A 12,428-nucleotide genomic window follows, 5' to 3' on the forward strand; every position below is an offset into this window, starting at 1 on the left:
CCATAGTTTCATGCTTTCCCTAGTTACCATCATACCTCCTAACTTTCGCCCATCCATCGATACGTCCAAATATTAACATCGACATCCTTTGGCACAAGACGAGCTGTATCGAAGAACTTGTCGTCTCGATGAGCGACAATCGGCCCCTCATGAGTTCCATTTTTCCCCGCAATCGGAAGAGTAATAGTAGTTTAATATTGCCTTAAAAATGAAATGTGATAAATTTCCGTATGCAATATTAAACTAAAAGGAAATCACGGTGGGTCTACTTAAATTGATTGAATCAAAAAGGGCACATATCCCCAGATATTCTTCAGAAAATGGAATGTTAGGGGAACGTAGCTTCCTTGACTCGCAAGCTTTATGGATAAAAAGACCTAAAGGGAAAGACATGAAAAATCTGCTAGCTGCGCTGAAGCAGTATGAAGGTATTGAAATAAAGGCATCAAGTTTTGATTTTATTTCTATCCCTGAAAATATAAGCGTCGACTTTAGTGACGTTAGCTCCTTGGCCGGAATATTAAAATCATTAACATTTATTGAACTAAAAACCTGCAATCAAAAAAGGGTTACCAATCCTGACTTCAGGAATTTCTTCTTTGCCATCACTGAGAATGAAATAATAGCATCAGAACTTCTCGGCGATAGGCATATAGTTGTACTACACAACAAAATAACGGGAGATAAATTGGTGACAACAATACCCAAAATAATAAATAGGGCCAATTCCAAGAACTGGCAGTTGTCTGTAAGTCTGGGTTCGAAAGAAGTTTAGGTTTTTATTTTAGCAAAAAAAAGTGCTTAGTAATGATAGGCATACTCGAATTAGCACCATCACATCCCAAGATATGAAATATGCGACGCAAAGGAAGCTAAGACAATGACAAAGCTCCCTATTAAAATTGAATGTTATAGCCATAACAAGCATTCTTTACTATTTTATCTCGCACTCCATGACTTTGAATGAGTATTTACCATTATTTTTAATCGCAACCAGCACATTGCCATCACCTAAAAAGGAAACCTTACCAATATTAATGTTGGCACATGGACTTTTATCAAACATCTCAAGTGTGTAAATCATTGCTTGAGATTTATTATTAATATAGGATATATAATCATTACCTGTGAGTCGTGCAAATTGAAAAATAAAAGCACAATAAATTATTAAAGATATAATTTGGATTATTAAAGTGGTTTTGTGCAAAAACCTCTGCTGATTAGGTTCATATCCTGGTATTAACATTTTTTTAAGTTTATCGTCATAAACAAAAAACCAACTCCATATGGGTGCTGACACTAAAATAACCGCGAACATTAAGATCATACCAAGAGGCACTATCAAAGGAATCATCGCAGCCGAAATAAATATCAAAGAGTGAGGGAAGTTTGTTGGTGAAACGGAAGTTATATCATTGTTCACAACACCTGAGAGACATAAGGCAAAATTCAAACAAAGTGTACTCCCAATATTAAAACTCCTTTACCCAATATTGTTTCATACAGTTTTTATATATACCAACCAGACCATAGAACACTGAAAAGCTCCAGTATATCAAAGTCAACATAAAGAATCCCTTGCGCAAACAGTCTAGCCTCAGAACATCAATAAAAAAACAAATGACAACTACAACAATAAGATTTATTATTATTTTTTGAGACATATCAAGTTTGGAGTTAAAGGTTGCAAGTTTATTAACGGTGGCTTTATATATCATCTCACACCCTGTTTAGTTATAATTTATACCTTAAGAGCAGTCTTTTAGACCAACTAAAAATTTATCACATGACATACCAATTAACTGAATTAATACACATCCTCAGTCATTTTTGGTTTAAAAATCTCATAAAGAAATCGCTAGATATCAGCACAATCACTTTCGTGATACATCTGCGGGTTAACAGAGTAATGTTATAGTTAGAACTGTTGCTAATACTCTGAAACTAACCTAGTCCCTTTTTCCACATTGACGCAATCCTGAGTCTACCTATGCCACTATTATCTCTGGTTCCCCGACAAGTCAGCAACGACCATTTACGGAAGGGCTGCAGCAGCCCTGCCAAGCTTAGATTTCAATCAACTCAGGGATCTCTAACGTACCATTGACTTCAATGCCAAGATATCGAACCTTGCTTTCCAGTTTCTTATTACCTAGAAGCTCCCACTCTCAGTATTATTCCAAGTTGAGTTTTCATATTTGCTCCTGTTAAAGTAGTTAACGTTGAGTGAGGTAAACGGCGATGTATACGTAGCCGCAACTGCCAAGTGTATCGGCTTCGCAGGTGAAACCGTTGTAGTACAGGGTGACACAGTGGGCATGGCGAGGATTCATTTCACCAGTGGTCAACATCGATTCCATCTGGCTGATAAAACGTGGGAATACTTCATCCAACTTCAAACATTCTGCGTTACTGAATTTGTAAATAGACCCCTTTAAGTTCCAGGCATTTTTTGAGATACCGGCCAAATTATTGTGTTGCCGATATTCCTCTGGCGTCATATTGTTCAGTGATTCATGAGGGCGTTCACAGTTATATTCTGACACCAATTTTTCCGTGATTTTCCGCACTTCATGCAGCATTCTGAACAGACAAAAATCGAGTATTTCTGTACGGTATGCTCGGTTAAAGCGCTCAATAAAAGCGTTCTGCGTCGACTTATCCGGCTGAATAAATTCTACTTTTACTGCGTGTTGCTCTGCCCATTCAGCCAGTGCAAGTGAGATAAATTCCGGACCATTATCCATGCGTAGCATGATCAGATAGCCGCGATTTGCCGCGATCCTGTCGAGTACACAGACCACGCGCAGAGCTGGCAGATTTAGATCGATTTCAATCGACAACGCCTTACGGTTAAAGTCACCAACGACATTGAACGTGCGAAAACGACGGCTACAGACCAGGACATCATGCATAAAATTGACAGACCAGCTCTGGTTCAGCGCTTCCGGTGTGGCCAGTGGCAAGGGATTACGCACCGGCAAGCGCTGTTTGCCCTTACGGCGAAAATTCAGTTTCAGCAGACAATAAATACGGTGAATCCTTTTGTGATTCCACGGGTGCCCCTGCCGCCTCAGAACCTGAAAAAGTTTCGGAAAACCGTATCGTGGGTATCGCTCGACCACTGCCTGCAACGCGACAATAACGGGTTCGTCACGCGTGGTATCCGGACGGTAATGGTAAACCGTTCTGCTCAGGTTCAGACTCCGGCAGGCCTGACGGATACTGAGTCCAAATGTCGTTATCAGATAAGTGACCAGCTCACGCTTAAAGGCTGGTGTTAAAGCTTTTTTCGATAACGTCTTTCAGCGTCCGGTTCTCAAGGCTCAGGTCGGCAAACATCTGTTTGAGACGCCGATTCTCGTCCTCAAGATCCTTGATCTTTTTAATATCAGAAGCCTCCATGCCGCCGTATCTGGACTTCAAGTTGTAGTAGGTAGCTTCAGATATACCGGCCTCCCGGCAGACATCTTTAACGGTTCGTCCGGCTTCAACCGACTTAATCACAGCAATGATCTGATACTTAGTAAAACGGGCTTTACGCATAGCGATCTCCTTCGTTGGCAGATTGATTATGCCGGATGATCTCTAAATATGAATGGCACAATTATGCGGGATACTTACATCACAGCCTGCTAATATGCAGGCTGTGACATTATTTATTTGAGGGCATTCACTGAGATAATCAGCCATTGCTATATGGGCTTATACATCGTTAAGGTCATGCCAATAATCTAGCAAGTTCTCCTTTTAGAGTATCCATATGTGAATCAATGTAAGATTTAATCATTCCAGCATATTCCCGGCCAGGTTCATAGCAGGTCTGCAATGTATCAATATCCCGCCCGATCTTCGTAAGATATCTATCTCGAGCCTCGCAGGGTGGTAACGTCGCTGTAATATCTATTAACTCGAAAATACTATTAATTTGTACTACAACAGGTTGCAGTACTTCAGCACGCTTAGTCACAAGTCCAAAACGATTTAATCCCATAATTTCAATACTTTTTACTCCTCTCTCATCAGGCAGGTTCTGCACCGAATTCGCGAGCAGTAGGGGGAGCTTCAAATTGTTAATATGCCAGCGAAGATGATCTCTAGGGTCATGTTCACAGGGATTTATAAGTAAAGGTATTTCAAGTGTAAGATCATCTTGTCTCCCCTGCGCTCGATAGACTCCGGAGACAGGAAATGCGCATTCTTTACCTGCGTTTTCTGTATCATCGATAAAGACAAATGTGCCATCCTCTTGCAAAGTATAGGATTTTTGCCCTCGGCGGCGATTACAGTCAATGCAGGATGGCAATAAATTCTCCCACTCCAACGCTAGCCACCAGTAACCTGGATGTCCCTGACTTTCGTTCACCTTTCCTTTCGGACGATAATGCTCAACATCCATTTTCTGGGTACCTATGTATTTACTCTCGCAATAGGCACATTTACCGTGAAAAAGATGTTCCAAGGCTTCGACGATATCCTCTTCTTTATATCGCTTAAATTTATACGTTTTACTGGGGGCTGGTACGACTGCGTAATATCTTCGTGCAGCAATACGTTCATTATCAACAACATTACCTGCCGTGGTTAGTGAGACTGGCACCGGTTGAACTGAGCGATCGATTTTAATCATTATCAATAGCCTTTTTGCTCAAGGACATTAAGGATTGCTCTGATCGCATCCTCTTTCACATCTTTGGCTTCAGGCATCTTTCGTTTTACTGAAATTAAATATCGCGCCAATGCTTCATGGACTACTCGTTGACTAAGAGTCGTACCAAGTACAGTTATTTCACTAAGTTCTTTTTCTATATGACGAATATATTCCGCCTGATTACTTCCTTCTTTCCTGGTAATATCTTCTAGTCTCCGCTCAAGATCTGGATCATCAGTCGAGAGAAGGCCAAAATACTCAGATGTCAATAGTTGTTCCGTTCTCAACCCCTGGAATCCAGGTAAATCTTCCTCCTCAGTAATTGAGTATATTTCATCACGCTTTAGTACATGAACTTCACCATCAAACATCCCTCGCAAACAAAGAGGATCATGGGTTGTAAATATGAACTGAACACCCGGCATTGCTCGTCGAAAGGCACCCACTATCTGCATTTTCCATCGGGGATGAAGATGCGTTTCAATTTCATCAATAATAACGATGCCTGATGCATATTCTAAATTTTCCCAACGTTTTAGCATATGGCGCATAATGTCAATAGCAACATAAAACAGAGCCTTATAGCCATCACTCATATTTTCAAGAGGAGTGTTACGTTTGTGAGCATGGACCATGACATGTCTAAGTTCATTACGATAAATTATGTCATCCTGCTTTAAGGCAAGGATCTCCTTCATGGCCCTAGCCACAGATTGAAATACAATCTCATCACATTCTTGCAGCCATTTAGTTGGATTTGAAAGTAAGGCTACCGGATTGAAAAGAGTTTGGCAGATAATGCCATTTCCTTGACTGGCACGTTTAAGTGGCTTAACAAAGCGTCTAGCTCCATAGGCAAGAAAGACAATATTCTCAGAACCCTCACCGCTGGCATTAAAATTTTCATCTATCTGAAAAGCACAATTAAATCCATCATTAAATATTAATTTAATTACCGCGGGTTGAATATTATCGACCGTCCATTCACCTCTATCTCTAGAAATAAAATCGTCGTAACTAAGGTGCAACTTTCTACGTTGAGATTCTGTCATCATTGTAAGTGCTATTGATTGAAGAATTGAGCTTTTACCTGTAGCATTTTCGCCAAGTAACATCACGCAAGGCGCAAGAGATTTCGACTCACCATGTTTCATATTCAAAGTGAATTTATTTATCCCTTTAAAATCACGAATTTCGATAGTTTTTAGATGGCGGGAGGCTTTGCCCTCATCACCTATTTTTCTAGCAAGCCTATCATAATAGTCGGACGAAATTTTCAGCGCAATAGAATCTTCATATATTTCAACTGGAGTATTTATCGAATAGTCAAAATTAAAATGATAATTCTGTAGACTATCCTTTATGAAAGACTCGATTTTAATAGTAGAATAGGTTCCTTGTCTTCTGGAGTATTCCTTTAGGAACATAGAAACAATAAAATTTGTAACACCGACAAGGCATTTATCACTTGAATGATAGCTATTGAACTCTTCAACAGATCCATTATTCTCAAAAACCATAGCGCGAACAATGCGAATTTGTTCCGCCCGAGCAAAAACGAGTTCTGACCGATTCAGATTAAAAATTAGCAGAGTGTGCTCACCTTTATCCGTTAAGGCCTGCAGCGACCCATCTGAGCTAAGTGAAAGGTGACGGAGAGGGTCATCTCGACATGGATTGATAAGTAACACTCTCTCCAATGAGTTGGCTTCTTCCCAAGTAGAAAGGACTGGAGCACGTACAGACTCCACAGGAAAATAATTTCGTTGCGCGCGGTTACACTCGGTACAAGACAAAAAAAGGTTATCCCAAATATAAGCCAACCAACCGTAAGACTCTATGCTTTCATCATCATTTAGTCCTCTGGCGTTCCCGATAGGCCGAAAATGAACAATTTCTTCTTCTCTAGGAGCTAGATAGGTCTCGCACCAAGCACAACAGCCATGGAATGTTTTGCGTAGCGAAACACGCACGCTCTCATCATAGAAAATTTCTTTATTGACCGGGGGGCGGCTATAGCGGCGCAACTCCTCTGATTGGAGGTAATATTTTCTTAACTTGCTCACTTCTTCAACAAGACGTCCAGATTTTAAGATACTAGGGGTATCGGCTTTGAGTCTTCTAATCTTTCTCATGTAATTCCTAGCAAGCTGGGCAGAGTTGCGACCCGACAAAAGATTGTTTTAATGAGTATGATTTTACGCTTGTTCAACCTAGTTAAAAGTAACTTCCTCCACAAAAATCAGAACCTTGACTCTAAGATATTCAGCCATTTCCAATCCGTGGTGTTAAGGCTACGGTGTTCTGCCGTAAATTCGTTCCAATGACACATTTTTATAACAAATTAGCCTCCGTCTTCTCAGACTCAAGAACTCAGCTTGCCGTCAAAACGAAAAAAAACTATGATTAAATCTGCTTAACGCAATCAGGGTATCTAAATGAGTAAAGATGACGTGCAAAAGGACATTAGCGGACTGATCGTAAATGCTTTTCAGCGAGAATTCTGGCTTAACATCCAAGAAGAACTCCATACCGCCTACGTGGCTGCAAATGCACTTACAATGGGAAGCATTGCAAAACTAGGTGAGCCAGAACAATCACGCTTTCGCCCTCAAGCACGACATTATGTACTAAATGCAGCTTTTCGAAGAGCTGCAGAAAACTCGGGTATTGTTTGTTGTGACGTGGACACGACACCTAAAGGTGAGAGCTACATCATAGTGAACTCTGCAGGAGTGAAGATTAGTCGAATCGGGCTGAACTATGATGAAAAGTGCATTCGAGGTGCAAAACATCGTTCTTTATTAGCAGAATTAAACGAGAGTTTTGAAGGATATACGCCAGATTTATTTAGCGAACGTGATCAATCAGAAGGTGGAGTTGGCACTCTAGGAATGTTGGTCTTAAATATCAACCCACCTCACGGTCATTCGCAAGATAACATGCTGGACCTAAGGATTGTCGTTCCCTTTACAAATATGAAGGGGTATCACTTTAACCGTTCAGTAAGCGAGCTGCTTGAGCTTTACCATACTGAACAAGCTGTAGTTATACCAGACAAGGTTATTCCACAGCTGAAGAAACGCCTGAAAGAACAGGAAGGCTAACGTGGTGAAATTATGAGAGTGGGAATAACGGGATTTCAGCCGGAAAGATTAACTCAGCTTCGTGAAGCTCGAGGATTATCTAAAATTAATTTGGGTCGTTTGGTTGACCGTTCCCCCTCTACGATTACGAAATGGGAGAATGGCAGTCATTCTCCTGATGCAGAAGTCATTGCGATCTTGGGACAGGTTCTGAACTGTCCTGTCACATGGTTTATCAAACCAACGGTGAAAAAAGAGAACAATCCAGTTTTCTTCAGAACTATGGCAAACACAGCGAAAGATTTGTGCAATGCTTCTGAGCGTTACATGGGGTGGTTGCAGGAGGTTTCTGCAACTTTACAGGAATACCTTGATTATCCTGAAGTAGATGTTCCTCATTTAGAGGTTACAGATTACCGTGCAATTGATGATGAAATGATCGAATTGATGGCTGCAAAATGCCGTCAGCAGTGGGGATTAGGTATAGCCCCTATTACCGATTTGCTTTTGATTATTGAAAATGCCGGAGTTGTATGTTCTCGTTTTGAACAGGGAAACGCAATGATGGATGGATATTCTCAATGGAATGAGTCAGAGAGTCGTCCTTACATTATTCTTGCCAGTGACAAAGATAATTATTACAGAAGTCGTTTTGACGCTGCACATGAGCTTGGACACGTCGTATTGCACAGATATGTCGAAAGGCTTGATTCTGTCAATTTTAAACCAATTGAGGAGCAAGCACATAAATTTGCAGCATGTTTGATGTTACCAGAGGAAGCATTTTCGGTAGAATTACCTCCGTTTCCAACGCTTGAGAACTTTATTTCATTGAAAACTCGTTGGGGAATGTCTGCTCAATCCATGATTCATAGAGCTAAATCATTGGAACTCATTTCTCCGCTAGAATACCAGCGCCTATATAAAAGCGTTTCTGCTCGAGGCTGGAGAAAAGGCGAACCACTTGATGATCTTCGCAAACCAGAGTCAGTGAGATTGCTGCCTCGATGTATCAATTTGTTGTTTGAAACAAACACATTCTCTAAATCAACCTTACTTGAAACTTTAAGCATGTCCCGTGTTGATGCCGAAGATATTCTTTCTCTTCCACGCGGATATTTAGCAGATAAACCATTACTTGATATTAATTCAAAAATTAAACTCAAGAATAGTCTGACACCTGCAGTAAGAGAGGATGAGAAATCAAATGTTGTCAATTTGTTCACTCGCAAACCTTAAATAACTGATGCTGCGCTGAAATTGCCGATGAAGGCTGACGCTACAATTCCTAGGGTAGTGTCAGCTTATATAGCTTGGAGCAAATCTTGTTATGTATAAATAACTTATACAGAATTGGAATGCTGGAATCGTTTGGCAACTGGTTACCACCAGTTTCACGAATGACCAGTATCTTTCTTCGCCACAATCTTCCCTGTCGTATTGTCCATCCGGTATTGCGAAATTGTACCGTCAAGAATGTACTTGATCACAGAGAGCACAGTCGCTAAAGGCGCATGAAACCATTCGCGAGGATGATAAATTTGTCCATCCCCCCCCCGTAGCGTGATATTGAGCCGTTGCTTACCTAAAAAACCATGAATAAGAGCTTCAAGTTTGTGAGTATTGATGTTGAAGCATTGCGTGGTCATGACTATACGAACGGGTGCTTCAAGGAAGGTTTTATCTTTTTCAGCGTGTTTAATGCGCTCTTCGATAGTTCCCTCTGTAAAGCCAATTTTATACAAATCAGGTTTAAAACGTTGAAGAGCTGGCTGGTCGCTATGCGTGGCGAGGACATAGACATATCCTGTCGGAACCGGAGCTTCATCAGGACGTATTGACTGTCCATTCAAAACAACTTTACGACCTTCTGTATCTCGTACCAGACCATGCGTAAGCGAGAGGAAGAGCATATTCATCTCAGTTTCGTTTTCAAACACCAAATGTAAACGGGCATTCCAAGGTCCATATTCCTCCAGTCGCTCACCAACTTTATCTACATAGCCCATAACCCCATTGAGGATAAAAAAATCACCTTCATGAATTTTTAACTCATGGCGGAAGCGAACAAATGAAAACGCTCCCGTTTTCAGACCATTTTGGACTGTCTCAAACAGTGGGGAAAATCGATAAAAATCTGGGCACGGCTGTCGTTTGGCAATTTCGTCAGGTTGTGTTTTCTTTTCAACCGGAACATGTTTTAACGTGAAAATATCGGGCTCAGCAAATGAGAGCAATCCATCATCATCATCAGCAAAGATATCGTCCAGAGAGGTAACCAACTCCGACCTATCAACCTCGCCGGGAGGAACAGAGAATGATACAGCTGATTCGAGGGTATTCTCGTTATTTCCACCTGCGAGTAAGCCATGAATATCAAATGGCTGCAACATCTCGCGATACTGCTTGTTATCTTTGAGAGCCCTCAAACGTTGTGCTAGCAACGTTTCCTTAAATTCCTCCGAATCGGGTAGAGGTGGACGCCCATGAACCACATAAAATGCATTAATCTCTTCTAATCTGCTTACAGGAAGATTACCCGTAGAGGAATATATTTTTAGTGGTTCGACTACGAGTAAACCAAGATCGTCTGGTTCAGAAAAAATGTCATCAATTGTCACTTTTTGACGAACTTGAAGAGGTGAAAGTCTGAGCATAAGTTACGGTTCCTGTCGCACAATACGCTGTTGTTTCATTTTTCGGATGTAAGCTAACGCTTCTGCATAACGAACCTCTATTGCGTCACTGGCATTCAGCGATGGCTCCCTTTTATGCTCACTGGCAAACGCTTTAATTCTTGGCCAGAGCATCACAGCTTCTTCCTCAGATACCTGCGCCTGATTCGCTCTGACTGCTTCCTGAATAGTTTTTAGCATCGTCGCGGTGACTGATTTTGATAGAATCTCATAAGCACCGTGGAAAGGATTTACCGCATCAATTAAGTCAATATTTAAGTTTTCAATATTGATGAATTTATCACCCATTTTTATAAACTGATTGTTTACGTTTAATGAATCATTCGAATTGCCGGAACGCTGACCTTGGCCGTTATCAATGATGGCATCCGACGGCAAATCGGCTTCATCAACTAACCCACCACATTGGCCAACAAAAAGACTCTGCAAAATACCGCTGCGAACCTGTTCTAGTTCGTATTCAGTCAGGTCAGGGTGAAGCGTTTGTATCACCGATGGTAACACTACCTGAGTAATTACCTCAGGCGGTGTTGACTCGGTAATAGCCTCTTTAACCACCTGCTCATTCGCCATTAGTGCCGCCAGGATCTCGTTTTTACCGCCGTTAAGGATTGTTAGAACCTTGTCTGATACCGGTAATGCATGATCATCAACCAGAACAGTATTGGCAGGTAACGGCTCGCCAGTCCATTGAGATCGTGGTTTAAATTGAATATTTGGAGCCATGATCTGCTCCATCAACAACGAGGTGGTGATGGCCTTAAGCATGTTGTTTACTGATACTTTAACGTCATCATCTTGAGCATCAGGCTGAGCAATAAGATTAGTAAACTGTGCGTGAGTTTTGCCTTCACAATCGCGTGTCGCACGCCCAATTATTTGCACAATCTCTGTCATCGAGCTGCGATAACCAATGGTCAGCACATGCTCACAGAAAGGCCAGTCAAACCCCTCTTTCGCCATACCTAACGCAATAATGATATCCATATCGTCGGCAGAGTGGATATTACGCAGATACGCCTGTACTTTCGGTCTTTCTGCCGGGTTATCATCAACCAGATTCGCTACACGTAATAACTTGCCATCGCTTTTGCGTTTCACTCGATAGATACCGGTATCTGGCTCTTGCAGCTTCACCTCACCCAGCGCATCCAGGATGGCATCAACCTCAGCATGTTTATCTTTTGTTGATTCGCCGGAATTAACATTGGGAATATGGATGATGGTTTTTTTGCTAGCATCCAGCACTGAAGGTAGTGCCTTGATGTATGAACCCTGATAAAAATGGTAGCCAATGCCTAAAGATTTTAAATAATGGTATCCATTGAGCTGTTCGTAGTAGGTATAGGTCACTTTCGTGAACTGAGCTTCATCTTCGGGTTGCAAAATGGGTACGGTATCCCCTCGGAAGTAAGAACCCGTCATTGCAACAATATGTGCATTAGAACCTTTCATCAGAGCATCAATCAAATTACCCAAACGGTTGTTTTCATCCGCGGAGACATGATGGAACTCATCAACTGCAACTAGGCAATCATTAAACGATTCAACATTCAGCTTATCGAAAGCAAAACGCAGAGTAGCATGAGTACAGACCAGAATGTCGTCAGGGCTCGCCATAAATCGTTTAAAAGCTTCAACCTTCCCAGCCTCTCCACCGCCAATGCACAGATTATTTTCAGGTTTCACTTTCCAGTCAGCAAAGAAACCATGCTCCGTGAGCGCAGTATCTTTGAACGAACCACCGATGGACATTTCAGGGACAGCGACAATAGCTTTGCGTAAACCCTGGTTAACAAGCTTATCCAGGGCAAGGAACATTAATGCTCTCGATTTACCAGACGCTGGCGGAGCTTTGATAAGTAGATAAGGGTTGTTGCGCTGTTCAAAGGCTCGTGCCTGCATTTCCCGCATACCAAAATCATTAAGACGCGCACTTTGCCCAGTCTGGCCGTAAGTCACCTGTAAAATATTTTCCACAATGCAATCCTCTGT

The 12,428-nt window shown here is 41.6% G+C and carries 8 protein-coding genes and 2 pseudogenes; 3 read left to right on the forward strand and 7 right to left on the reverse strand.

Annotated features, from left to right (window positions below):
• Positions 1-259: 259 nt before the first annotated feature.
• Complete coding sequence (locus WFN61_RS08120) at positions 260-775, forward strand: hypothetical protein (protein ID WP_337038496.1); 516 nt, start codon at positions 260-262, stop codon at positions 773-775.
• 159 nt (positions 776-934) lie between these two features.
• Here WFN61_RS08120 and WFN61_RS08125 read toward each other — a convergent pair whose 3' ends face one another.
• From WFN61_RS08125 to WFN61_RS08145, 5 genes and pseudogenes are all read right to left on the reverse strand, one after another.
• Positions 935-1,423 carry a hypothetical protein gene (locus WFN61_RS08125; protein ID WP_337038497.1) on the reverse strand — a complete coding sequence of 163 codons (489 nt, stop codon included), beginning with the start codon at positions 1,421-1,423 and terminating at the stop codon, positions 935-937.
• Between the two features lie 793 nt (positions 1,424-2,216).
• Positions 2,217-2,420 (reverse strand): annotated as a pseudogene (locus WFN61_RS08130) (type IV toxin-antitoxin system YeeU family antitoxin); the annotation flags it as partial.
• An 18-nt stretch (positions 2,421-2,438) separates the two neighbouring features.
• Positions 2,439-3,546, reverse strand: a pseudogene (locus tag WFN61_RS08135) (IS3 family transposase); the annotation flags it as partial.
• A gap of 175 nt (positions 3,547-3,721) precedes the next feature.
• The gene (locus WFN61_RS08140) at positions 3,722-4,630 is read right to left on the reverse strand and encodes a hypothetical protein (protein WP_337038498.1); all 909 of its coding nucleotides are present in this window, start codon (positions 4,628-4,630) and stop codon (positions 3,722-3,724) included.
• 2 nt (positions 4,631-4,632) lie between these two features.
• The gene (locus WFN61_RS08145; RefSeq protein ID WP_337038499.1) at positions 4,633-6,786 is read right to left on the reverse strand and encodes an AAA family ATPase; all 2,154 of its coding nucleotides are present in this window, start codon (positions 6,784-6,786) and stop codon (positions 4,633-4,635) included.
• Between the two features lie 303 nt (positions 6,787-7,089).
• Here WFN61_RS08145 and WFN61_RS08150 point away from each other — a divergent pair, with 303 nt between their 5' ends.
• Together WFN61_RS08150 and WFN61_RS08155 are read left to right on the forward strand one after the other, a co-directional pair.
• Positions 7,090-7,758 carry a hypothetical protein gene (locus tag WFN61_RS08150; protein ID WP_048215043.1) on the forward strand — a complete coding sequence of 223 codons (669 nt, stop codon included), beginning with the start codon at positions 7,090-7,092 and terminating at the stop codon, positions 7,756-7,758.
• Positions 7,759-7,770: 12 nt separating this feature from the next.
• The gene (locus WFN61_RS08155; RefSeq protein WP_337038500.1) at positions 7,771-8,976 is read left to right on the forward strand and encodes a helix-turn-helix domain-containing protein; all 1,206 of its coding nucleotides are present in this window, start codon (positions 7,771-7,773) and stop codon (positions 8,974-8,976) included.
• Between the two features lie 155 nt (positions 8,977-9,131).
• Here the strand turns inward: WFN61_RS08155 and WFN61_RS08160 are convergent, their stop codons facing one another.
• The gene (locus WFN61_RS08160; RefSeq protein ID WP_337038501.1) at positions 9,132-10,394 is read right to left on the reverse strand and encodes a GIY-YIG nuclease family protein; all 1,263 of its coding nucleotides are present in this window, start codon (positions 10,392-10,394) and stop codon (positions 9,132-9,134) included.
• A gap of 3 nt (positions 10,395-10,397) precedes the next feature.
• Positions 10,398-12,413, reverse strand: a complete 2,016-nt coding sequence (locus WFN61_RS08165) for a DEAD/DEAH box helicase (RefSeq protein ID WP_032662498.1) — start codon at positions 12,411-12,413, stop codon at positions 10,398-10,400.
• Between the last annotated feature and the right edge of the window lie 15 nt (positions 12,414-12,428).

The sequence above is a fragment of the Pseudescherichia sp. AS216 genome (assembly GCF_037152055.1).
In the GTDB taxonomy this organism is placed as follows: Bacteria; Pseudomonadota; Gammaproteobacteria; order Enterobacterales; family Enterobacteriaceae; genus Pseudescherichia.